Annotated in this window: 21 protein-coding genes and 1 pseudogene; 3 read left to right on the top strand and 19 right to left on the bottom strand. The window is 47.4% G+C overall.

Annotation, left to right across the window (positions count from 1 at the left end; genetic code table 11):
- Window positions 1-109: 109 nt before the first annotated feature.
- On the top strand, window positions 110-328 hold the full coding sequence (locus BMX45_RS23595; RefSeq protein WP_090912353.1) for a helix-turn-helix domain-containing protein: 219 nt from the start codon (window positions 110-112) through the stop codon (window positions 326-328).
- A gap of 557 nt (window positions 329-885) precedes the next feature.
- Here the strand turns inward: BMX45_RS23595 and BMX45_RS23590 are convergent.
- The 11 genes from BMX45_RS23590 to BMX45_RS23540 form a co-directional block, all read right to left on the bottom strand.
- Window positions 886-1,299, bottom strand: coding sequence for a hypothetical protein (locus BMX45_RS23590; protein ID WP_254778214.1), 414 nt, complete (start codon window positions 1,297-1,299; stop codon window positions 886-888).
- A 15-nt stretch (window positions 1,300-1,314) separates the two neighbouring features.
- Window positions 1,315-1,647, bottom strand: coding sequence for a nucleoside triphosphate pyrophosphohydrolase (locus BMX45_RS23585; RefSeq protein WP_090912351.1), 333 nt, complete (start codon window positions 1,645-1,647; stop codon window positions 1,315-1,317).
- Window positions 1,648-1,860: 213 nt separating this feature from the next.
- Window positions 1,861-3,942 carry an alpha-glucuronidase family glycosyl hydrolase gene (locus BMX45_RS23580; protein WP_090912349.1) on the bottom strand — a complete coding sequence of 694 codons (2,082 nt, stop codon included), beginning with the start codon at window positions 3,940-3,942 and terminating at the stop codon, window positions 1,861-1,863.
- A 15-nt stretch (window positions 3,943-3,957) separates the two neighbouring features.
- Window positions 3,958-5,580, bottom strand: coding sequence for a response regulator transcription factor (locus tag BMX45_RS23575; RefSeq protein WP_090912347.1), 1,623 nt, complete (start codon window positions 5,578-5,580; stop codon window positions 3,958-3,960).
- 137 nt (window positions 5,581-5,717) lie between these two features.
- Window positions 5,718-7,043, bottom strand: coding sequence for an ABC transporter substrate-binding protein (locus BMX45_RS23570; protein ID WP_090912345.1), 1,326 nt, complete (start codon window positions 7,041-7,043; stop codon window positions 5,718-5,720).
- Window positions 7,044-7,156: 113 nt separating this feature from the next.
- Complete coding sequence (locus tag BMX45_RS23565) at window positions 7,157-8,878, bottom strand: cache domain-containing sensor histidine kinase (protein ID WP_090912343.1); 1,722 nt, start codon at window positions 8,876-8,878, stop codon at window positions 7,157-7,159.
- A gap of 111 nt (window positions 8,879-8,989) precedes the next feature.
- Window positions 8,990-9,835, bottom strand: coding sequence for a carbohydrate ABC transporter permease (locus tag BMX45_RS23560; protein WP_090912341.1), 846 nt, complete (start codon window positions 9,833-9,835; stop codon window positions 8,990-8,992).
- Window positions 9,832-10,785: a carbohydrate ABC transporter permease gene (locus BMX45_RS23555; protein ID WP_090912339.1), complete on the bottom strand. Its 954-nt coding sequence runs from the start codon at window positions 10,783-10,785 to the stop codon at window positions 9,832-9,834. Before BMX45_RS23555 ends, BMX45_RS23560 begins: the two co-directional genes overlap by 4 nt.
- 317 nt (window positions 10,786-11,102) lie before the next feature.
- Window positions 11,103-11,855 carry a superoxide dismutase family protein gene (locus BMX45_RS23550; protein WP_090912337.1) on the bottom strand — a complete coding sequence of 251 codons (753 nt, stop codon included), beginning with the start codon at window positions 11,853-11,855 and terminating at the stop codon, window positions 11,103-11,105.
- A gap of 124 nt (window positions 11,856-11,979) precedes the next feature.
- Complete coding sequence (locus tag BMX45_RS23545) at window positions 11,980-12,420, bottom strand: YhfM domain-containing protein (protein WP_090912335.1); 441 nt, start codon at window positions 12,418-12,420, stop codon at window positions 11,980-11,982.
- Between the two features lie 33 nt (window positions 12,421-12,453).
- A complete protein-coding gene (locus BMX45_RS23540; RefSeq protein WP_090912333.1) occupies window positions 12,454-13,302 on the bottom strand; it encodes a P-loop NTPase family protein in 849 nt (282 codons plus the stop codon).
- A gap of 145 nt (window positions 13,303-13,447) precedes the next feature.
- On the opposite strand from BMX45_RS23540, the gene BMX45_RS23535 reads away from it, so the two are divergent.
- Window positions 13,448-13,984: a hypothetical protein gene (locus tag BMX45_RS23535; RefSeq protein ID WP_090912331.1), complete on the top strand. Its 537-nt coding sequence runs from the start codon at window positions 13,448-13,450 to the stop codon at window positions 13,982-13,984.
- Window positions 13,985-14,644: 660 nt separating this feature from the next.
- On the opposite strand, the gene BMX45_RS23530 is transcribed toward BMX45_RS23535, so the two are convergent.
- From BMX45_RS23530 to BMX45_RS23495, 8 genes are all read right to left on the bottom strand, one after another.
- Window positions 14,645-15,673, bottom strand: a complete 1,029-nt coding sequence (locus BMX45_RS23530) for a Gfo/Idh/MocA family protein (protein WP_368087177.1) — start codon at window positions 15,671-15,673, stop codon at window positions 14,645-14,647.
- Window positions 15,674-15,883: 210 nt separating this feature from the next.
- Window positions 15,884-16,555, bottom strand: coding sequence for a hypothetical protein (locus BMX45_RS23525; protein ID WP_090912327.1), 672 nt, complete (start codon window positions 16,553-16,555; stop codon window positions 15,884-15,886).
- 644 nt (window positions 16,556-17,199) lie between these two features.
- On the bottom strand, window positions 17,200-19,527 hold the full coding sequence (locus tag BMX45_RS23520) for an ABC transporter permease (RefSeq protein WP_090912325.1): 2,328 nt from the start codon (window positions 19,525-19,527) through the stop codon (window positions 17,200-17,202).
- On the bottom strand, window positions 19,527-20,231 hold the full coding sequence (locus BMX45_RS23515) for an ABC transporter ATP-binding protein (RefSeq protein WP_090912505.1): 705 nt from the start codon (window positions 20,229-20,231) through the stop codon (window positions 19,527-19,529). The genes BMX45_RS23520 and BMX45_RS23515 overlap by 1 nt, the downstream gene beginning before the upstream one ends.
- Window positions 20,232-20,535: 304 nt before the next feature.
- Entirely contained in the window at window positions 20,536-20,991 is a 456-nt protein-coding gene (locus tag BMX45_RS23510) for a hypothetical protein (protein WP_090912323.1), read from the bottom strand.
- A gap of 305 nt (window positions 20,992-21,296) precedes the next feature.
- A complete protein-coding gene (locus tag BMX45_RS23505; RefSeq protein ID WP_090912321.1) occupies window positions 21,297-22,472 on the bottom strand; it encodes a DUF4317 domain-containing protein in 1,176 nt (391 codons plus the stop codon).
- Window positions 22,473-22,709: 237 nt separating this feature from the next.
- Window positions 22,710-23,519 (bottom strand): AAA family ATPase, encoded by an 810-nt coding sequence (locus BMX45_RS23500; RefSeq protein WP_090912318.1) that lies wholly within the window; start codon window positions 23,517-23,519, stop codon window positions 22,710-22,712.
- 264 nt (window positions 23,520-23,783) lie between these two features.
- Window positions 23,784-24,374, bottom strand: coding sequence for a TetR/AcrR family transcriptional regulator (locus tag BMX45_RS23495; RefSeq protein ID WP_090912316.1), 591 nt, complete (start codon window positions 24,372-24,374; stop codon window positions 23,784-23,786).
- Window positions 24,375-24,563: 189 nt separating this feature from the next.
- On the opposite strand from BMX45_RS23495, the pseudogene BMX45_RS23490 reads away from it, so the two are divergent.
- Window positions 24,564-24,861 (top strand): annotated as a pseudogene (locus BMX45_RS23490) (nitroreductase family protein); the annotation flags it as partial.
- Window positions 24,862-24,900: the final 39 nt, after the last annotated feature.

Raw genomic sequence — 24,900 nt, 5'->3', positions numbered from 1 at the left:
AGAACATACGTTCCAAGTATAAATAAAATGTTACTCATATGCGTACCATATTTGTTTTGAGTATACGTTACCTTTATAAGTAAGTCAATTTGAATAGGGGATTATTTATATGAACACAAAAGTAGTTGTTAAAATAAAACAGTTACTAAATGAAAGAAACATTTCATTACGAGAATTATCTCGACTTACCGATATTCGGCATGCTGCTTTAAGTGAACTTAGTAATCAAAAAAGAGAAAGTATTAGTTTTTCACATATTGAAAAAATAGCTAATGCCTTAAATATAAAAGATATTCGTGAGATAATTGATGTTGTGGAGGAAGAATAGTAAATTTAATTCCTTACAAAGGATTTCTCGCCCATGGACTAAAATATTTCAAGTCTCATCTTCAACAAGCCATGTTTGTAGTGTTATCTTCGAATCAACACGCCTTGTCTTTCATACAAATCCGTTTATTAAACTTAAATAGACATTAAGAAGAGAATATTTCGCCTTTCTTTTAATTTATTGAAATTAAGGTTTAGAAGGATATGGTTGGAATTAATTATCATGCTGTAATCCGGTGATAACCCTCCCCCTTTCCCACGAAGTATTCCTTATACTCCATCAGAGCTTAGCTTATATACTTACTTAAATAATAAGAGCTGAGATTTATACTTCTTCCCGGTCTTCATTTATGGTGGAATCACTTCTTTTATGGAACTTCTACAATTATTGTCTTCATGATTCTCCGAGTATGGTCCTATGCGGAATCTCATCTCATCCCTGTCCTAGACCTGCTCCTATGGTTACTAAACTAGCAAACTCGTCCACCTCATTGAACTACGTTAACAATAAAAAGGACGCCATCTAATTATGGCGCCCTTTTTGTTGTTAACGAGCTTCTACCACCAGGGGCTAAAACAATCCTGACTCTTATACCCCATCAATTGAGGCCTTATATCCGTAAAGCCCTCACCCGGCTTACGCAGGGCTTCCAAAATGACCTGCGCATTATACCCGTCATAGAAATCATAAATGACAACAGACTCACCATTTAGAATCTGAATGATCTGCTTCAGAATTGGCAGCGGACTGACAACATCATCCACAGGTACAGGCTGCGGGTTGGTATCTTTGCCACTCCGGTACAGGTTGCGCCAGTTCTCAATCGCCAAGGTTCCCTCCAAATTCTCTACTTCGCTCTCGATTTCTGTAATGCCTCTTAGCTGGAGGAGTGTTTGGTGAAACTCTTCAATAGCGACAGGATAACGGCTCATGATCTTCTCCTTTTCGGTGATAAAATTCCCTGCCGGCATCGCGTAATTCGTGATTTACGGATCCTGGTCGTCGACATCGATTAAATACACCCGTTCCTGGAATCCGCCCCGAGCTTCCGCCTTCTTCTCTCTCAAGGCTTCAAGCTCTTCCCATGTTGCTCCATGTATAACCGCCAATGCCCGTATAACCTCAAGCATATCTGCAAGTTCTTCCAATGACTCCTTTGAATTTTGAGCGGTAAAGTACTCCTCCGACTCTTCTTTGAGCTTTATGATCAATTCTTTCTTATACTCTTCCTCATCCAAAATCCGTGTGCGAAATTTTTTGCCTGTAGATTCAATGACTTGGGGAATCAGATCCCGAACGAGCTTATTATAAACCGGCATAGATTCTCATCCTTTACATGGCTAATTATGTATTCATTCATATTTGTATCATATCAAAGAATCGCTCGAACAAAAGACTACTCTTTTCCCTGAAAACGGAAATACAACGAATGCCCAATTTATTTTCACAAAATCTGCTCCCCACCATCCCCTATCACCCGCAACAAAAAAGACCCCGAATTCCAACCCAGTTGAAATTCAAGGTCCTTACCGCTACGAATAGATCATTCGATGATGCTCATCTGCGATACCCGATTTTCGATAAAAATACGTATTGATGACATCGCGCCATTCCTTTGCGCTCTCCAGTTGTTCCAGCAAGCGCTGTTTAACATGCAGGAAGCGCTGCGGATCAAGCTTAGGCTCCAAGGCATTCCAGCGTGCGAGCCACCGCTCCACCTGCTCGACACCTGCAAAATGAGTGTCATAAATATGCTGAATGACCGTCTTACCGGACTTTAACACATGGGTATAAGGAACATGGTGGAAAAATAGCAGCAATTCATCCGGGCAAGTCTCCAATCGCTCATACATCAACGCATTGGCGCCAATATATTGGCCGGCGTACCTCGTCCCCGTCGCCTGCGTCCTGTCAACGCCGATCCCGTCACGGTCCGCGAAATGATATGTTCCCCATTTGGAGTATTCGTAGCCGTCCACGTCAGGGCCATAGTGAACATGAGGCACGACCATCCAGCCCACGCCAAGCGGAGAGGTATAATTCTCGTAGGCCGGCCACGATTCCATCATAATGTCCATCACGGTCCTCATCACATCCGGATCGGGTCCAAAGGTCATCCGGGTCCATTCCTCGCCGATTTCCTCCGCCGTCAGCTCCGGATTCCACAGCAAGCGGCCATAGCCGTAAAGATTGGACTGGGCAAGGTAGTGGCCGGTCCAGTTGAAATCGTCACCAATATTGGACACGGCTGTTATGCCGCTGTGCTGATAAGGATACACTTGTCCGGCTACAATATCTTTTACCTTGCTGCCCTCCCCTTGGCAGAGCGTATCGAATTCCAGCACCTCTTTCCATTGCGGAATCAAATAGCATATGTGTCTCTGCTGACCCGTATACTCCTGCGTAATCTGAAATTCCAGCAGCTGATTCGTCCGCTCCATCGCTCCAAACAATGGCGATACCGGCTCTCTGACCTGAAAATCCATCGGACCGTTCTTGATCTGCAGGATCACATTGTCCTTGAATTTGCCGTCCAGCGGTTTGAAATGATCATAGGCGGCTCGGGCGCGGTCCGTCTGGCGATCCCGCCAATCCTGATGGCAATCGTACACGAAGCATCTCCATAAGACGAGTCCGCCGTAAGGCTCCAGCGCTTCTGCCAGCATATTGGCTCCATCCGCATGATGGCGTCCATAGGTAAACGGGCCGGGACGGTTCTCCGAGTCGGCCTTGACCAGAAATCCGCCAAAGTCAGGAATGGTTCGGTAAATATCGGCCGCTTTCTGCTTCCACCAATTCTGAACGGCAGTTTCTAACGGGTCAGCCGTGGACATATCCCCCAGCTCGATCGGCGCAGCAAAGTTCACGCTGAGGTAGAGGCTGATGCCGTAATCGCGGAACACATCCGCTATGCGTGCCACATCCGGTAGCAATTGCGGCGTGATCAGCTTCGTCTCGGTCTGATGCACATTCACATTATTGATCGTGATTCCGTTAATCCCAACAGAGGCCAGCATTCTCGCATACGCCCGGACACGAGTCAGATCGGAGACGATGGTATGGTCCTTATAAAATATCGATCGGCCCGCATATCCGCGTTCAATGGTTCCGTCCATATTGTCCCACTGATTCACCATGCGAAGCCGGTACTTCGGATGTTCGATCAGATCAAGTGCTTCGTTTGCTTGGCCCGTCTGCAGGAGACGCATAAAATGAAAGACCCCGTACAGAAGCCCTCTGTCCGATCCTCCTGCAATGAATATGTAATCCTGGTCTCCTCTTACGACGCGGCGTATGATGTAACCTTCATCTCCCACACGTCCGGCTTCCTCGGCTTCCAGCGAGGCGTCAAGCAACTTCCCTTTGATGCTCCCTAGCGTCCCTGCGACCAAGCAGGGGCCGGTTTCTATCTCTTCACTAATGAAGGGCTGCTCACCTGTCAGCAGAGCAATGCCTGTGGTCAATTCTTCAATCGCCGTACGAAATACTTGCGAAGAAACCGCCTGCGCGGTCACGATCTTGCCCAAATAGCTTTCCAGCGGCTTGATTGCCGCAGCATGCTTCAGCGAGCTCCCATCAACCTGCAACCATGCCGGATCATAACTGCTGTTCATAATGCCTCCTCATGATCATTTCACGAGCTCCGTCGGGTTCATGCCCGTGAATTTCTTAAATACCGTGCTGAAATACGGAATGTTTTTATATCCGACCTGTTCTGCCACTTGGTAAACCAATGCATTTTTCTCCATCAGCAGCTCACGGGCCTTCTCGACCCGCACTCTGGTCAAATAATTGTTGAACGTTTCTCCCGTCAAATTCTTAAAAATCATCGACAAGTAGTTTCTCGAAATATATACCTTATCCGCCAGTCCCCCAAGCGTGAGATCTTCGGCATAGTGCTCGTGAATGTATTCGATCATAAAGTCCACAGCCTGGCGATGCTTTCCGTTCCCGCCCCATTCGCGACTGCCGAACACGAGCCCGATCTTGGTGATCAGCCATTCCGCAAGCTCGGATGGACGCTGCAGCTTCGCCATTTCGCGCGTAATGCTGTCATTCGGGAAGAAATCGTCAACGACGGTCCCCGTCTCATAGAAAGAGAAGGCGATAATTCCCCACAGCTCCCCTGCCAGCATGCTGACATATGGTTTGGTGATGCCCCCTTGCTGTTCCAATCGCTTCATATAATCCCTGATGATCGTTTGTGCCTGATGTTCTTGCGAGGTTCGAATCGAACCGGCCAGCTCCAGGTAAAGCTTAACAGGACGCACGGGAGACTTGGCCTCCGCATTGCCCGGCTCCTGTGCACAGTAGACATACAGCTCGTACTCCGGAACCGCCGGCTGCGTATTCACATCGATCGCACGAAAGGCTTCTTCTGTCGAGATACCGATTTCCCTTATATTGCTCTTGCGATCACCGATGCCGATCCGGAGCTTCAGCTTCAAGTAGTTCTGCACACAGTCGATTAATCGGACACCCAGCTGCTCCAGCTGCTGCCGCACTCGCTCGGCAGACTCCGTTCGACCATGATGAATAATGACCACAGAGCGGTTGGTGTGGAGATCCGTATGGTCGAAACGGGGGAATGCCGCCTGCGTAATTTCGCACACCATATTGCTGATTGCAAATCGAAGGAGGCTCCAGTCCGGCAAGCTTAGATTAGCTGCCCGTTGATCGGAGATCAGCTCGATGCCAATGACCGTATGATCGAAATCGGACCAATACCGATAAGGCTCCGGGATTTCCGTTTGGAGACCTGAATGTTGCAGTGCACCCGCTGCGGCCGATTTGACCCACTCCTTTTCCACGAAGGGCTCGTAAAGCTGCAGCTTCTGGAGCAGTTCATCCTGCTTCATGCGCAGCTCTTCCTGCTCCTCCAAATCGGATATGGCTTCATTTAAAACAGATTTCAGCGTCGGAAGGCTGATCGGCTTGGACAAGTAATCGCTCACGTTCAGGCGCAAGGCTTGACGGGCATACTCGAAGTCCGAGTAACCGCTCAGAATGATCACTTTTCCTGAATAGCCGGTGTTCTTCCGCAGCTGCTCGATCATATCCAGACCATTCATGACAGGCATATATAAATCGGTAATCACGATGTCGGGGCTGGCCGATTCAATCATTTCAAGCCCTTCTTCCCCGTTCAAGGCTTCTCCCGCCCACTCTGCATTCAGTTCATCCCAAGGGATGGCTTTTCGGATTCCCTGCAGCACGGCGCGGTCGTCATCAACGATTCCTATCTTCCACATCTGAAGATCCTCCTTCTTATTTGCAAAAAGGCAATGCCTCACATTAACGGTAATACGTCATGCCCGATGCGATAAAACCGCTTAGGCATGACGTAAACCGGGAGTAGACCGGAAACTATATAAGCTGAATTATTGATCTATTCATATTCCTGGGCGGCTTTCTTCAATGATTCATAGGCCTTCTCCGGTGTTGTTCTGCCGAAGCTCAGCTCATCCCGGACCAGCGGGAAGTCTTTGTCGATGAAGTTCACCCAGCCTTCCGGCCCTGTCGTAAATATCTGTCCGTCCGGCGTCGTTGCGTCGATGAGCTTCATCCCGACCTTTTCGCCCTCCGGAAGATTCGGAATCAGCGACTCGGCGATCTTGGCATTGGCAGGCACGCCTCGAGCAGTTCCAAGAATAGCCCCTGCCTCCGGATCATTGATGAACCAGTCGATGAACTTTGCCGCTTCTTCCTTGTGCTTGGAATTAGGCGAAAGACTGAAGTACATGGACGGCTTCAGCCAGCCTCCCGCTTCCTCGGCCCGCGGCATCGTAACCAGATCGTACGCCCCTTCCTTCATGCTGTCCCATGTGGTGTAGTTATTGGAGAAGGAGTAGCGGAATAAGATTTTGCCGTTGACCAGCAGGTCTGCCGTCGGATCCATTTCCTTGTCGGATGCGTTCAAATCGGCTGGAGGTATAAGTCCATCCTTGCGCAGCTGTTCAAACTTCTTGGTCCATTCCAGGAAAGTCGCTTCATCAATATTGAATTTGCCGTCTTCCGTAATCAAGGTGCCTTTACCCTTGGCATAGTGATAAGCGCTGAACATAAAGTAGTTGCCGGCATAATCCAGCGTGAAATATTGGCCTTCCGCCAGTTTAGGCTTTACCTCTTCCGCCAATGCGAAGAAATCATCCCATGTCCAGCCGTCTGTCGGCATCGTTGCGCCCAGCTTCTCAAGAGCCGCCTTGTCGTAGATCATCCCAAAAGCAACCGATCCCAGCGGCACCCCATATTGCTTGCCGTCTCTCTGCCCGATCGGCAGCAGGCTCGGCGTCAATTCATCCAGTTTAACCTTGGTGTCGAGCTCTTCGAGCTGGTTGCGGGATGTCCAGTCCGAAACCCAGCCCGGGTCCATTTGGAAAATATCCGGCTCGTTATGCGCCGCTGCCTGCGTGGAGAGTTTATCCAGGTAACCGTCCATCCCGGAATATTCGGGCTCGAAGGTAACGTGCGGATTTTTCTGCGTATAGGTCTCCAATGCCTTCAGTGTAGCTTCGTGACGCGGCTGCGAACCCCACCACATAATCCGCAGCTTGACATTTTCCGCCGCCGAACCGCTTTCGGCCTGTGTATTGTTCTTGGTTGAGGTTGTGCTTCCCGTGCTTGAGTTGGTGCTTCCGTTACCGCCGCATGCCGCTACCAGCAAGGAGAACACCATCCATAACGCGACAATCTGCAATCGCTTCCATTTGTTCATGCCGACTTCCCCCTAATAACAAAAGATTATGGTCAATATGTATCCTATCAATTCCAGGATGACGGGAGTATAAGAGAGATGCACAATTTATTATAAAATCGTCTGATTATGTTTTACCGCTGTGCTTCCTCAAGCCTTGGGAAGGTGATCGATACAACCACCCCTCCTTTCTCGCCATCCTTAACGACGATCTCGTAATTATCGTTGAAGAACGCCGAGAACCGCTCTCTCACATTCCGGATCCCGTAACCTCCTTTGCGGCGATGGTTCCCTTTGCTCTGAGGAGCAAGCCCGCTCCCGTCGTCGATAATCGTCATTCGGATCCGGCTGCCCTCTTCCTCAGCCTTAATCTGAATTCGGCCGTTTTGCCTTGAATTAAATCCGTGTATGATTGAATTTTCGACGAAAGGCTGGAGCGTCATTTTGGGAATGAATAAGTTGCGGATTTTCTGGGAGGCATGCACCTCGTATTCCAGACCGTCTTCCCACCGGATCTGCTGGATTTCCAAATAGCATGCGACGTGAGTCAGCTCTTCTTCAATCGTAATAAAGCTTTCTCCATGCGATAATCCGATGCGGAACATGCGGCCCATCAGCTCCAGAATGCGGCTCATCTTCTCCTGTCCCTCCGCAATCGCCATCCAGTTCAGCTGGTCCAAGGTGTTATATAGAAAATGCGGATTAATATTGGCTTGGAGCGCTTCGATTTCCGCCTTCCGCTGCTGCTCGTAACGCTGCGCAAGGGATGCGTACAAAGCCTGGATTCTCTCATTCAGTCTGCGAAACCCTGCAAACAGAATGCCGAATTCATTCGTGTAATCACCGGCCAGCTCAGCTTGCCTCCCACCGACATCGTAATTCTTCATGGCTCTCACTAACTGGGCGATCGGCTTCAACAATTGCCTGCTTAACCAGAGCGTTAACAAGAAAGCCAGCAATAGGGCTCCGATGCCGATGGTAATAATCGCTCCAGCCAGCTTGACGCTACCTGACGTAATTCTCTCCCAAGGGGTAATCTCCACCAGCATCCAGTTGGAGTCGGCGACTTTGGAATAGACGACCAGAGACTCGACGCCATGCTGTGTATGCAGCCGTGACACACCGGATTGGTCCGTGAACCGCAAATCCTGCTCCTGCAATCCGGCATCCCTCATTGATTTCCCGACGCTCAGCAGCTCCCTGCCGTTCAGATCCAGCAGCATCCGGTTCGAATCTTTAGAGTATCCTTCGAGAATCCCGCGGATCCAATCCGCTTTCACATGCACGACAAGAATACCCAAGTACCGGGAGTTGTTGTACACCTTGCGGGAAAAGCTGAGCACAGGCACGTTCCCATTATAGGTCGTTAAATCATGCTCCTCTGACCAGGAGAAGTCATTGTTCTGCAGCAAAGGATACCATGGCTTTGTCGCAGCCTCCGTTAATCCATGGAACTGAATATAGCTCTGCCGATCCCCCCACTCCGGCTGTTCCATGTATAAATCGATGGCCTGAATTTGCGGAATCGAATAGGTTAGATGAGCCAGCGCTTCTTGTATGCCCTTGGACCTCCTGTAGTGGTTGAACTCATCTTCTTTTCCCGACAGAAACGTAAGTAAATCATTGTCCCTGGACGTGGTCAGCGAGATCTGCTCGATCGACGTCAGGCGGCCCGTAATTTCGTTGTTCAGCTCCTCAAGCAGTCTTTTTTGATAATAAGACGTGTTTTCAGCCAATTCCCGCGAAGTCATGACATAACTGGTCCATACCGTGATCGCCAGCACAATCGTGATCAGCCCTGCAAAGCAAATAATAAACAGGGAATCGATCCGGTATTTTTTGAAGGGATTGATCATAATTCTCATCCTCCATGCTTTACATTCCTATCAGAAAAAAACATTGAAGCTGTGCGGCGTACCGCTGCCTCAATGTTTCCTCATTTTATAATATATCGGTAGAGCTAGCTACTACCCTTTTAGTCCTGTGGTAGCTACACCCTCCACAAAGTATTTCTGGGCAAAGATAAACAGCAATGTAGCCGGTAGAATGGATACGAGAGACATCGCCAGCAATTGTCCCCATTCCGCGCCGCCTTGCGAATCGTTAATCATCCGTAAAGCCAAGCCAACCGTATATTTGTCGACAGAATTAATGTACAGGAGATGACCAAGGAAATCATCCCAGTTCCATAGGAAGCAGAAGATAATGACCGTCACGATGGAAGGCTTCATCAAGGGCATCACAATTCTCCAATAAATCCCGAACCAGCTGCATCCGTCGATCTTGGCCGATTCATCCAGCTCCCGCGGGATCCCGCGTATGAATTGAACGAGCAGGAAGACGAAGAAGGTTCCTCCCGCCCCTCCCGCTAATGCATGGGGCACGATAAACGGCAGGTAGGTGTTGACCCAACCAAATTGGTGGAACATCGCATACTGCGGAATGATGAGCACTTGGCCCGGCAGCATCAGCGTGAGCATGAGCAGCGAAAACCAGAAGCCTCGAAGCGGAAAGTCCAGCCTTGCAAATCCGAAGGCAACCAGCGTACAGGAAATCACCGTTACAATGATCACCGCAGTAATTAAATAGAACGTATTCAAATAAAAGTCGGTAAAGGTGAACCCCGGAACGGAATGCCATCCGTTGATGTAATTGGACCACTGCGGCACGGACGGGAAGATGGACGGGGAACTGAGCTCCTGGTTCGTTTTCAGCGAAGCGCCAATCCACCAAATGACCGGATAAACCATAATCAAGCTGAACATAATGAGGACCGAATGGCGGATCACGGGGTTCCATTTGCGTCTGGTCATTTTCCTTTCCCTCCTTGGCTCTCGGATTCGTAGAATACCCAGTATTTCGAAGTCAGGTTAATGATCACGGCGGCAGCCACAATCAAGATCAGCATGATCCAGGCCAAGGAAGAGGAATAGCCCAGCTGATAACGGCTGAATGCCCGTTCATACAGGTATAACGCATAGACATAGGTAGAGTTCATCGGCCCGCCGCCGGTAATAACGTAAGCAGGCGTAAACATCTGAAAGGAGTTAATGACCCCCATGATGAGATTGAAAAATAACGTGGGTGACAGCATCGGAAGCGTGATTTTGAAAAATTGCTTTAGCTTGCCCGCGCCATCCACCGCGGAAGCTTCATACAGATCATTCGGGATCTGCTTCAAGCCAGCAAGGAAAATCACCATCGATGAGCCGAATTGCCATACCGACAAGCCAATGAGAGACCATAATGCGGTATCCGGGTTCGTGACCCAGCCCGTTCCGGGAATTCCGAAGAATCCAAGCACTTGATTGAAGAAGCCGTCCACACCGAAAATATTTTTCCATAGCAGGGAAACCGCGATGCTCGCCCCGATCAAGGAAGGGAAATAAATGGCCGTTCGATAGACGGATATCCCGCGCACTGCCTTTTTTAGCAGGAGAGCAACCATCAGCGCGGCAATTAGCTTCAGCGGCACCGAGGCGAGTACATAATAAAACGTGAGCTTGAGTGATTGGGCAAATTTGTCGTCCGCCGTAATGATGCGCTCGTAATTGTCTAAGCCGACCCACTCGATCGGCTTCATGAGGGTGTAATTTGTGAAGGAATAGTACAGGGACAACAGCATCGGATAGGCTGTCAACGCCAGAAATCCGATCAGCCAAGGGGAAATAAACAGATAACCTGCAAGGGGAGAGTCCCAGCGCTTGCGAAATGACTTTTTGCGAACAGGTATTTCGGATGCTAAAGATGTTGCTCGTTCCATGAATTCACTCTCCTTTTCCGTACCTTAAGTATAGAAGGAGAGCCGCCGGGAACTACATGAGACAATTGCTCAAAATCATTCAATATTTTCAGAATGTGTCGTCAGAAACGAAAAAACGGAATCAAGCTTTGCCGGATAATCCTGATACGACCAAGAACCCCACCGCGTCGTAGCGAGTAATTCAATTGTACCTTGCGGGGTTCATTCTCCAGGTGCACTTGAACCAGCATAACTTAACAAAAAAACGCACCTCCCCGTGGAGATGCGTTTTTACTGGATTTCATAAGCTGCAAACCGGTGAACGGCAACTTGCCAGATTACTCCGGAATATTCCCGCCCGCCACGCGGTCGCCGGAATTGCCCGCCGGGTCGGTGACATTGTCATCCTCGCCGGCATGTATGATCAGCGAGCGCCCCAGCACCGAGTTCGGCTGGTTCTTTTCCAGCGTGCCATGCTGAATGATCGTCTCCGCTTCCACGGTGCCGTCTGCGCCCACGACCAGGTTCGGCATGTCCCCGACATGGCTTCCTTGCGGATTCTCCAGGCCATGATGCTTGTGGGTCGGATTAAAATGCCCTCCGGCAGATTTAAAATCCGTTCCCTGAATTGCATTCTCATGCACATGGAACCCATGCTTGCCTGGTGTGAGGCCGGATGCGGAAATCTTCACCTTAACCCCGTCATGGATCTGCTCCAAGGTAGCGGAACCAACCGGCTCGCCCGCCGCATTGTACAGCTTGACTACAGGCTGCCCCAGGGATTCTTTCCTGGAAGCCTCGCCCCAGTACACGGGTTGGTTAACCGGATCTGAAACCATGCGAGCTGGCGCATCGCTGCTGTCGGTAGAAATCTTAGGATCCGAGGTCGCCGTCTCTTGTTCCGCAAATGGGCCATCGGCGGTGGCATTGTCCTTGCCGTTAACGAAGTGGCTTATTTTAGACATCGTGTGTTGAATCGTACCTAAGGTGCCTTCGGGATTCGCAGCAGCGAACATAATCCCTATAATCAGCAGGGCTCCGGCAAGAAACGCTCCAGCCATATATTTTAACTTGTTGGTCAACTTTTTCACTTCATCGCCTCCTGAATGATGATATCATTCATCTCCCCAATCCTCTGATTTTATACATCTCAGTCGTTATTTTATGGGATATGAGGCATTCGGCGTTGGTCAGAGAGGGGCTCCGATGACGGCTTTAACGCCCCTCTGGCAAAATGAGTTCTCTCATCCGATCCGTATGTTTGGCGGAAACCACATATACATCTTCTCCCCATTCCTTGAACCCATAGCTGAACACACTTTCCTGACCCTCTTCCCCCAACCACAGCTTGATGGCATGGATCGGAGATGGCTGGGCATAGACGACCATCACGTCGTAATCCGGGTCCGTTCGTTTGGCATTATCCGGCTGCTTCCGAGCGGTACGGATCGCTTCCTCAAACGCTCTTACATCTTTCGCTTTCTTAAAGGACAACAGTGTATCCCCGTTCATCTCGTCCCATGTCTCGAAATCCGAAATCCGGATTTCGGCAACCTTTTCGTCCAGAAGCTGCATCGTCTCCCAACCGGGTTCCTTCTCGCAGCCTACCAATAGAGCCGTCATGTAAACCATCATGATCATGAGTAATCGCTTCATTAAACCGTCCTTCCTTATCTATGAAAAATACTATTAGATGATCCCATGCTGCTTCAGCTTGTCCATTAGCATGGTTCTGTACGTCTCTTGGTCATAAAGGGAGTTATTGATTAACTCCTTGTTCAGTCCGAGCTTGTCCAAGATCCTGTGCTCCAACTCGCGCCGGGCCTCCAATACTTGCAGAGTCCCTTCGACGCCTTCTAGACCGTGATGTTTGCCGTACCCCTGTCCAGTGTAGTAATGGGCAAACCCTGTAGACCATGCCTCCGGGCGTTCCCGGATGGCCTTGCGGAATGCGTATTCCAGGTCGTTCTGCTCAATGTAGAACAGGAGGGGATTTAGCGGAAGGACCGCTTTTTCCAGCCCCAATACGTAGTCCGTCACTTGATCTTCCGGCGCATCATGCTTCACCATGCCGACGGTCACCGGATTCTGAATGAAACAGCACTCAAAAATCGTGACAGCAGGCTCATGCAGCGCCTGCTCGGCAAATGCCTCCCACCGATCGGTGATGAGCCACCGGTTGAGGTCCAGCGGGAGCTCGTAAATATCCTTCTTAGCCAACGAATGATAAAGATCATCCGGAAAAGAAGCGCCATATTCGTTCTTCAGCTTCTGGTAGGGCAAGAGGTTCCAGCTGCCTTTTTTGACAGCCCGTTCGATCCATATTTCTTTAAAAGGACCTGCGACTTCCAGCAACTGCCCGAATTCCTCTTCCGTCAGACACGCGGTTCCCTCATAATCCGCCGGGTGGTCTGTATCCCCCTCCATCACCAGCCGGGACTCGATGTTGTGCTCGGAAAGAATGGCATGAATCATACGGGACGTCGTCGACTTGCCGAACCCCGGCAGGCCCTCAACCATGATTAATTTCGTCTTCATTTCAAATCCCCTTCAAATCTCAAAAAATGTGTGCAGCTTCATGTTATTCTGTGGGAGCCTGTGAATATCCTTTTCTCTATCTATTGATTAGACCCAAATTAAGGTATGATAATGTTACTACTTATAGAGAGGTGTTCATACATAAATGAAGAAGACTTTAGCCCTTTTGTTGATGTTCGCTATCTTAATTCTCCCGTCACAGGCGTATGCCGCCCCACCCTCCATCAAAATGTCGATCTCCGAGGTTAATAAGCTCTACTTTGAGGAATACAACAAGAGGTTAAAGGAGGTTAAGTCTGCTATACGGACATATAAAGCTCCTGTGTGCTCTAATGTAACCACCCTCACGAATCAATCCAAGCAGCTGACAACCAAGTACAACAACCTCAAGAAGTCCAAAGCCAGCAAGACGGAACTGAGTCAAATGAAGGCAACACTTGATAAGGCCAAGAAAAGTCTTAGTGAAGCAAAGAAAGTCTGCAATAAGGAAACAGCGGAAACGAAAAAAGAACTCAATGGACAAGTTAAAGAAATTTCTTTAGCCAAAACTTCCGGAGTCAAGCTGAACGTCGACTCTTATAATAAAGGAACAATTACCAGCTCAACGTTCGATAAGGAAATACGCAGTATCGTGAAGCTTGTAGACGATGTTTTCACATACATTCTAGAGGATCTGGAGTAGAGCAAGCGGCAGGGTATACCCTGCCGCTTTTTTATTGAATATCGTTGAGCAAAACAAAAGACCGTAGACTGTACCATCTACGGCCTTTCCCACACTAAACCTAAAACCCTACTCCAAACTATTAAACTCATTCATACGCGCAAGTTTTACAAGATCAGATTTAGGCCATCCGCTTTCTCTCGATTTCACCCTGCAATATTTGCAAGAGCAATGAATCTTCCCCTTAGCAAACTCACCTGTAAACTTGGCATGCCAACCAAGCTGTTTAGCAAGCCTGCTCTTACGCTGGATCACTCTCCGTCGATGATGACGGTAATACGAACGAGTACGATTGTTGCCTTTGCTTTTCATTCCATCACGCCCCTTGGGATAAGGCCCAGCCTGCAAAGGCGCCAAGAGGGTTACGTCATCCTTTACAGGCCGAGCGTGATGAAACTGCTACATTGCACGAACACCATGGATCACCTCAACGGGATGTGATTTAAACCTGTATACTTTCTTACCAACTCCGCCATAATTTCCACTGCACCCTATGCGAAAACCTCGTCATAAACTTGTTCCAAGATAGGAAAACCCACAAACTCGCTAGCCGCATTGAACAGCCTCACCAGAGAGACGCCTTCTAAGATGGCGTCCTTGTTATGACAGAACATTCACCCATCAGGTCGTTACAATAAACCCTTCCGTTTTGTCCCCCATCAATTGAGGCCTTACATCCGTAAAGCCCTCACCCGGCTTACGCAGGGCTTCCAAAACAACCTGCGCATTATACCCGTCGTAGAAATCATAGATGAGACCGGACTCTCCATTTAGAATCTGAATGATTTGCTTCAGGATCGGCAGCGGGCTGACAACGTCGTCTGCAGATACAGGCTGGAGATCGGTATCCTTGCCGCTTCGGTACAGGTCCCGCCAGTTCTCCAATGCCAAGGTACCTTCTTCACCGTGGACCACCAGGGAGACACGCTCCTCCCCTTCCCGTTGGTCGGTTCCCGACAGGCGAATCTCGATATCATGATGTAATCTCAGAACGGCCTGGACCCGGCTCTCGGACTGATTCGAATCCGGCGGAAACTCGATCTCGCTCTTGACATGCGTAATCGGCCCGAACACCTGCTGGATCATCTGGATCCAGTGAATGCCGACCTCCAGCAGGTATCCGCCCTGCTGCCTTGACGTGATCCATGGATTCTGCTGCCAGGCCCTCGGCCACTGCGGAAACTCCAGGTACAGATCCATGCTTTGGATCCGGCCGATCGCCTGATCCTCAAGCAATCCCTGCAGCTTCAGAACGGCCGGGTCAAGCGGAAGCGAGAAATGAACCGCATGGAGCACGTTGGACTCCTCAGCCAGCTCTACCAGACTCCGTGCTTCAGTCAAGCTATTAGCCAGCGGCTTCTCGCAGAAGACGTGGATGCCTTTTTCAAATGCGATCCGGGCCACGTCATAATGCAGGGACGGCGGAACCGCGATATACACTAGGTCAAGCGTCACCTCATCCAGCAGCTGGCGATAATCGGTGTACAGCCTTGGGCGAATCCCAGCTTCCGCAGCTTCACGATGCAAACTGGATTCATCACTGTCGCAAATGGCGACCACTTCGATTTTCTCCGTATATTGTGGCAGTAAGCGGTGAATCATCTGCCGGCCCATATGCCCTAAGCCAATGACGGCCATTTTTTGTTTCATCATCCTGTTCTCCTATTCCATTCTCGATTGAATTTTGCCATTGCATGCACGTCCCCTATTATAGATCAAGGGGCTGCGGCCCGTACACTTGGATGTACAAAAACGGTACTGTTCCGTTATTCCTTTGGATTCAAAGCACAGGGCACTTTCTTTCTATGCTGGTAGTAAAATGCCCTTAAAATTAAAAGAGTAGAATCAATAATAAAAAAATCAGTTATTTTTTGTCAGCCTTAAAGTTCCCTCTTTCAAGGCAATCGTATCAGAACTTGCATTTATTATGTAAAAGTAATATTGCCCTGATTCCTCAATAGTTAAATTGTAATTCCCCTTTAATTGATCGAATCTTTGCGATGGATATAGAGCGCCGTCTTTAACGTAACCCATTAATATATTTTGATTTTCGACCACCTCCGACTTATACTTTTCAAATTCATATTCTACAGAGTCACCCGCTTTTAGTTCCCACCCCGATCCATTAGTATCTGTTAAGACGCTTAATGAACCATTTACAGTAATTATCTCAGGGGAAATATATACTCCGTTTTTTTCTTTTGTTTCTAACTCAAAAATTGAGGGAGGCATAAAATTTTCTTCCATTATCTTTGTGATAATCCGATTCTCAGGAAGACCATTTCGTGTTCTATTCTTTAATTCCTCTGGTGAGTACTCGACTCCATTAGAATCAATATAAACCCCGTTTCGATATATCATATAATCGCCAATTGTTTCTTTTCCAATCAAATGGCGATTATAATCAGTTATTAACTGTGTTTCTTTTATTTCTTTAGGACTACAAGCAATAATTGTTGATAAACCAACAACGATTATACCGATAAACAAACTTTTTCGGATTTTTTTAGAGTTATTACTGCTAAACACCATAAATATGAATCACCTCTCGTTTAGACGTAATTACCAGACATGTTATATGTTAATTCTTCTGGATAAGATACGCGGTTCCTTTGCTATTGATGAATAGTCCATTATGCATCTCCTATATTCTTCAATATGATCCATTCATTATTGATAACACCAATTACCAGAGGTACGTTTGGTGTCTCTATTTATTATTTTATTTAAATAGCCGGCTATGAATGAAGCTCTCCAATCTGCATTGAATCAAATCGGATAGGAGGCTAGGCTACCCATCGAGGACAGAGGAGTTTGGTTTGTGTTTAATGGAGAAGACAATGAATCTTTTGTATAAAGAAGATGACGAGAAACAAAGCTCATTTTAATGTCCAAAGGCTAACCGCAGCTGGTGTGCAAATGAGTGTAGTTGATGGTTAATCCCTCATAAGTTCTCTTTGCCGTTAGACATGCGACTACCCCCAAAGTAGTTATATCTACTAAAGATGATTATTAGGGATGTCAACGCATCGCCGCTAGATTTATAAAAGCGCCACGTCTCATGAAAAAGGCGTGGCGCTTTCTTATGTCATGGTGTCACTCACATTCCCCTCATTTTATATCTAACAACCGATATTTTAGCGGCCTGGAGTACTCGGTGCTTGCGGGCATCCTAATCACTCCACACCCTTCAACGACTCGATCATATGAATCTGCGTCACTTTCTTCCGCAGCATAAGGTTGGAGAGAAGGGTCAGGAAGAACGCCAGCATAACCGATGCCAGCATAATCACTAGGTTTAATTGATCCGGAATTTGCTGATGCGTACTCGAAAGCGCCTGGATAATAATCGAATAAACATAACCGCTGATCGGCAGAGCAACAATGACCGCAAAAGCGGTTAACAGCATGTTCTCAGAGAAGATTAGTCGGTTGATTTTACGTTTGGGATAGCCTAATACCTTCAGCGTGGCAAGCTCACGATTCCTTTCATAAATGTTGATGGATGAGATCGTGTAGATGGCACCGAAGGATAGAATAACGGCACAGATGATAAACATGATGAAAATAAAGCTGTTTTGCTTTAGCATATACTGCGCTGATTTCTTCAGGTCATCCTTGTCCGCAATGGCCTCCACCTGCGGGTCTTGCTCGAAGAAGCTGCGAACGCCCGCCAGATCTGCAGCGCTAGGGACGCTCACTAACAGCGAGGCGGGATCGTAGTCGATACCCAAACTCTTCATATAGTTCGGTGTGCTGTAGAACGACGGATTCGAGTATTGTGTGGAGATATCCAGAACCTTCATATCAACGATGGTTTGGTTAAGCTCCGGTGCGGTGAATTGAAGCTGGATCGTATCCCCTTCAGTTATATGATACTGATCCGCGTAAGATTTCGGTACCAACACGCCATGATCTTCTAACGATAGCCGATTGCCTTGTTCATCATAAAAGCGAATCAGCTCATTATCCTGCTCCGTTACCACGAGCGTAGCGTTTTCTTTGTTTTCCCCTTGGATGAGTTCCACAGGGTAGGTGGACAACCCATAATGGTCTGCAATGCCGGACGGCAGTGTTGCCCTATCCGGGAACGATCCGATCGCATAATCGACTCGTAAATCATACGTATTTACCTCTTCAATCTGACCGGCTACCTTGAGCAGGGCCGTCTGCGTGCCAAAAGCCGTGATCAACAAAACCGTACTGACCACAACGCCAACGGAGCTTGCGAGTGCTTTTTGTTTATTTAAGAAGATATTTCTTAGAATAATCTTGTTGCTGTAGGACAGCCGACTCCACACCCCTGGAATGTTCTCGATGAGCAGCTTCTTCATCTTCTTGGGCGGTTTCGGACGCATGGCCTGCGCAGCACGTTCTTGCAAGATCACTCTGCCGCTGAAATAGCAGGACAGCATGCCAAACGCACTGGAGCAAATCATTGGAGGTAGGAGCGTAAAGAACGAAAGGGAGAACGTCAGGTCAGGCAGGGAGTAGGATCTTCCAATCGACGTTGTTATGAGTGGAATGAACAGGGCGGCGGCGATAGCATAGCCCAGGATAGAGCCGATGATGCCTGCCAGCACGGGGTAACCCATGTAATGCAGCATGATGCTTCTTTTTTTCACCCCTAAAGCTTTCATAATGCCCACTTGGTTTCGCTGGGAATCGATAATCCTCGACATAATCAGAAACAGGATCACCGCTTCAATCAAAAAAAGAACGATCGGGATCACCCTGCTCATCAGCTTGTTATTATGAATCGTTTGCTGGGTCTGGGAATAGTTGAAGGTCCGTTCTTTGCTAACCTGGCTTACATAAGGGAGTGACTGGGAATGTGCTTCAATGGCCTGGCCTAACTGGTCCATGTCGTAACCGTCCTTGGCATCAATCAGGATCTCATTGTAGAACATGCCGCCTGCGATTTCAGGTATGGTCTCTTCGGGGATATAAGCGATTCCATAAGCTTGGTGGTCCTGGGTTTCGTTCTTCTTGGCATGCTCGACATTCTCATTCAAGCCGCTGATCGTGAACGTCATGTCCTTGTCATTCACACGGAGGAGGATGGAATCACCAACACGGTAATGATGCGCCTCGGCATAGTGGGAGTCCAACAGGATCTCATTCGGGTCGGCTGGCATCCTGCCCTCCATCATCCTGGATGTGTTGATTGTATTAGGTACGGGGATCGAATGCACCGTTAAAGTAGCTTTATCATCTTCAAAAGCCTGTTCGGCCTGGACGGTATAACGCCATTCGATATGTTGAATGCCATCAATGCTCCCTAAACCCTCGACATCCCCTGCGGAAATTTGACTGTAATAGACGTTCAAGTCGCTTAGATTATGTTGTTGAAAATACCCCTTCGTATAGCCGCTAAGATTGTCGCTCAAGGTGACCAGCCCCGTGTAGAAAAAAGCCCCCACCGCGATGACCAAAACTATGGCTATGAATTGTCCCACCGACTGTTTCATGTCCCGTAATAATTTCAACGCTAAAATCTTCATCACCACTCGATCCCTTCAACGCTTTGTTTGTGCTCATTGACCGTGATGCTCTCGATTCTTCCGCTCTTGACGCGAATCACTTTATCCGCCATTGGCGCGATGGCCGAGTTATGGGTGACCAGCACGACGCATGTCTTCGTTTCCTGGTTCAAATCTTGAAGAAGCTTTAAGACCGACTTTCCTGTCACATAATCCAGAGCACCGGTCGGTTCGTCGCAGAGGAGAAGCGCGGGATTCTTGGCAACCGCTCTTGCGATCGCAACTCTTTGCTGTTCGCCGCCAGAGAGCTGGGAAGGGAAGTTCTTCAATCGATCCGTTAGTCCAACCTTATGTAAAATATCTCGTGCATCCAGGTGGTCCTTACATACCTCTGTCGCAAATTCCACGTTCTCCAGCGCATTCAAATTCGGAATCAGGTTATAGAATTGAAACACGAAGCCAACCTGCTCGCCTCGGTATTCGGTTAATCTCTTCTCGCTCCATCCCGTAATCTCTTGATCTCCAACAAACACTTGTCCCGAGGTAGCCGTATCCATCCCGCCGAGAATGTTCAAAATCGTGCTTTTCCCTGCCCCGCTGGCCCCTAGGATCACGACGAATTCACCCTCTAATATGGAGAAGTCAACACCCGCAAGGGCTTGAATCGTCACTTCGCCGATTGGATAGGCCTTGGTTACCTTTTTGAATTCGATTAACGTTGTCACTTCGTACATCTCCCCGTATTGGATTTTCGGAAATAGCTCCGTCGCCACTCCCAGTCTCTTATCAAGAACCCTCGCTGCCAGCTAACGCTAGTCACACTCTATATCCATCATATCCCATCTTTTAGATGCCGCTTCCTGCAGCCGATGTATTTACGTATCGGTCTTCGGAAGGGTCTTTATCGCCCCAGCGTTATCCGCTGCTTCTCCGTGGAGTTCACAATGCATAGCTTTAATCAAGCACGCGCTGAACTACAGGCTATAAAAAAAGAAGCTTCGGTATATCCGGAGCTTCTCTTTTATTTGACTAATATTCTTTTTCTACACGTTCAATCAGTTGTTTTAACTTCGAATGATCCTCTGGAGTTTCAATTTTGAAAGTTCCAGTATTCTCTACAGAAATTTGAGGACCATTACCGAGCATTAATATTAATGTCGAGCCATTCTTCATATGAATTTCAAGATCACGATAATTAGCCAATGTATGCGGATTTTCTTCTATCGTGTTTGAATTAAGAATATTGACTACAGTTTCAATGTCCTCTCGTCTACTTATGTCTGCAGATTCTTGTCTCTTTGCTTCATAACTATAAACGGTAATACTAGAAACCTCCTCGCTATCTATCTTGAAAGTTGGTTCATTAGTCTCATGAGGATTTTCAGATGCACTAGGCTTTTTGTCTGTTGAATGACTACAGGAGATTAGTAGAAGCGGGATACTTAACAGGATCATTATAATAAGCACCTTGCTATTTTTTCTCATGATAAACCTCCATTTTTGCGCTATTATACATACTAACGCATTATAACGTTTAAAGTTACACTCTGCAGAAAAAAAGGAAATTTTAGGAAATTCCCCTTTTCTCCTTAGCAATAATAACTCATGGATTTCGGAATCAGTTCTTCTTAAAAACATATAAAAAAATGGCTGCCGAAGTTATTTCGACAACCGTTTTATTATAATCAGTAGGGATTTCCGTATGATTGATGTTTAGGCTTATTTCCCAGAACAATATTTTGAATGAGTTTGTCCACATCAATTGCTGAATCTTGTACGATGAACAGACTCTATAAAAGCGTCTCTGAAGCCAGCGTAAAACCTTCAATCGCGACATCTTCGTCGACTTCAATCATGATGCAGCGTTTGCCTTGGTAATTCACCTGTTTGACATACCTTAAATCCTGCGGACTAATCGAAATCGTCGCTACCTTGGTTTCGATCTTAATGGATTTGGAAGTATACTTCGGGATGACGCTGGTTGCTTTCATTTCATAATTCTTGTTGTCCACGATGGTTTCGAATGCCCGCTCCACCTTCTCGGTTGTCACGTCCTCTACGCCGCTTGCGTTCAGCACGCGCTCCAGATCTTTATAATCCAGCTTCGGAGGTTCTTCCTCCTTCGTCTCTTCGTTTATTTCGATCACCCGGTTGATTTCCTCGTACACCTGGGCAATGGTGGCTGAATCGAGCTGTTCGCCGGCCACTTCCTTGACGATATCCTCGAAGATCGCCCGCTCTTCAAGTGCCGTCACGGATCTTTCTCCGTTCAAGACCTGTTCTACAAAATGCGGGTCCGGAAAATTCGATTTTCCCGTACAATACAAAATACGATTCACATCGGAATAATTGTCCGTCACGCTAGGGTACAGGAATCCTTGCTCTGGCGCACTTAACTTGATAATCGGATCTACGATGACATTGTACTTGAACTCCCGCTCCACATAATCGAACAAGAGCGTCTTCCGTTGTTTCTCCGTAGAATTCACGCTGCATAGAATGAACGGATGGGCGAACACCTCGTTCTTCTCACTCTCCTCCGCTTCATCGTTTCTCGCCTTGGTCGGCAAATAATACTGTCCCCGAACGAACGTGACCACCATATCCCGCTCATATTGGGCATCCTTCAGCATTCGATCCACCAGCATCAGCATCAAGTCCTGCCATTCTTCCGGATCACCCGACACGAGCGCTTGGTGAAGCATGACCTGCGCCGGTTCCTCCGCTGCTTCCTGAAATCTCAATTCGAACAATTTTTGATCCAACTCGCCGGTCAGAAGTTTTTTGAAATTCCCCATGTATAACTCTTGCTTCTCCCGATCCACCAGCTCGAACGGCAGGCGCTCCCAGTGATAGATTTCATTCGTTTCCTTTGTAATATAGACATTGAGAATATCATAAATATTCATTAAATCGTGATCCAGCTTAAATTGCTTGCGTATATTGGCGACTTCTTTTTTGTTCATATCCGATTCGGCAGCTCCTTCAATATAATCTGGCTTAATTAGTATAAATTATTGGAACGCAAATTGGTAAGTGATCTTGCGGCTTACATTGCTGTGCCTAGGATCCATTTCCCAGTGGCCCTGATCCTCTATTGTGGCATATTTAAATAACTGAGTCGAGGATATTCCTAGTGGGAGCCCCATACCAAAAAGAGATATCCTCACTTGAAGGATACCTCTTCTTATACTTGAACCTATTCATTCAAACAATCTTTGATGTTTATGAAAAAACCGGTAAAAGAATTGTACATTATCCAGCTCAAACCATTCGGCCGTTTGCAAAATCTTGGCATCGAGGTTATAGATTTTCGCATGAAGCGTACCCAGAACAAAGGGAGAATGCGTAGCAATAATAAACTGACTGTCGAAATAACGCGCCAAATCGTTCATTTGCTCGGCCAGCTTGATTTGATTCGCGGGAGAAAGCGACGTTTCCGGTTCATCCAATAAATACAGTTTCCCGGGAAGCAAATATTCCTCAAAAAACTGCATCGAGCTTTCCCCATTCGAATACTTCTCCTGAGCGAATTGAATAATATCCATCTTCTTCTTGAATTCATACGACTGCTCCAACTCTTCTACCTCGGCCTTGCTCTTTCCCTGAACGAGCTGCTCATGCAGCAGCCCTTCGCGGAGCACGCTTTCCTGCTGTATTTTCTTGATTTCATACAACAGATCCTCTGACTTGATGTACCGGCTCCGGTCGGGAAGCTTATATATGGGACGCTCCTGATCATCATGCCCGAACTGATAGCTGCTTTCCTCGATAAACCGCTGCGCGTACACGTTGTGACCATAACTTGTCATTCGCTCAGCGCCCGTGATTCCCAATTTGTTGGCGATCAGATTCAGCAAGGTGGATTTGCCGGAGCCGTTACTGCCGTATAATACCGTGATTCGATCAAACAGCAGAACCTCCCCTGCCATGTGCCTGAACACATGATCGGGATAGATATTCGGGTTGCTCGAAATGGTAGAAGAGAGTTTGAAGTTACTTAAATATAGCATCGCCCTTGCTCCCCTCTCGGAAAATGAAATGATTCTAGTTTGATATTCATACCTGGCCATTCTATGGATGCAACCATCCGACCCAAACAGCCTTTCTATTCAAGAACGGTCCAAATATCCAGTGCCGTCAGACGAATCGCCTCAAACTCATGATTCCGGTACGCTCTTAAACGGTCGGTACAAGCCTCGCTCCTGCATAAGGATTCGCAAATTGTCCGCATTGCATCTTGTTTCTTCCGCAGGATAGAGCAATAGCGACAGGACCTATCCCAGCAATTCTTTAGCTCCGTTCATCACTAAGGGCATAGTCTGTTTAACGAATGATTCCGCACTTATTAGACGCCCCTCATTGTTCCAAGCGTAAGCCGCCCCATACATCCCCCAACTTAACATGTTAGTAGCTGTATGTATTAAGAATTGCGCGTTTGGACTCGACAGCATCTTGTCTTTGTCTATAAAGGAAAGAAGTATCGTTTGAATTTTTTCCTTTATTTGAATTTCGAATACAGCTCCAAGCGATGTATACCTTCTTTTGCACATAGTGCTTAGATCTTTGTGAAAATCGCATACACCCAGAAAAATACTCTGGATGGTTTCTTCATTTAATACTTCGTGACCGCTTATTCTACGATTTATGATTGTCATAAAGGATTCCATTAGTCTGGCCTCTAGAATTTCGAATTTATCTACAAAGTGCGCATAAAAAGTCGCTCTGTTAACAGTAGCCCGCTCTGCAATATCCCTAACGGTTATCGATTCAAAGTCTTTTTCTTGAATTAACGAAGCAAAAGCGTCTTGAAGGAGTCGCCGTGTACGTATCACACGAGGATCAGCTTCATTCTTTTTAATTGCCATGGTTTTGATCTCCCCAATAAAACGACATTATAGAAATGGTGTTGTCTATACAACGGTTTATGGTTTTTGATGGTTGCGCACCATTCTGTTGTTATCATAACATATAAATACAACAGGTGTTGTTCAAACAACTAATGTTGTATTGAAACAAAATGCAGAATACCGCTTTTCCAAAAGGAGGAGAGAACCATGTCGGTTTCACAACCGTCACTAACGATGGAGCACCAACTTTTTTTTGATGTTATTCGAGAACGTCGGTCGGTTCGTAGCTATGATCCCTAGATCAAGATTTCGCTGGAGGAATTGACCGGAATATTGCGGCAAGCCACGCTGGCCCCCTCAGCCGCTAAACTGCAGCCGTGGCGGTTTCTCGTTATCGACTCGCCGGAGCTGAAGCAGAAGCTGCTTCCGATCGCATTCAATCAACAGCAAGTGGTCGAGGCTTCGGCTGTCATTGCATGTACTCGGAGATTTGGAGTGTTATAAATTGGCGGGCTTCTTTGATTTGATGATCACAATTAACCTG

Origin of the sequence: Paenibacillus sp. cl141a (assembly GCF_900109305.1) — a bacterium.
GTDB classification, from domain to species: Bacteria; Bacillota; Bacilli; order Paenibacillales; family Paenibacillaceae; genus Paenibacillus_AQ; species Paenibacillus_AQ lautus_A.
This window is presented reverse-complemented; position numbering and strand designations above follow the sequence as displayed.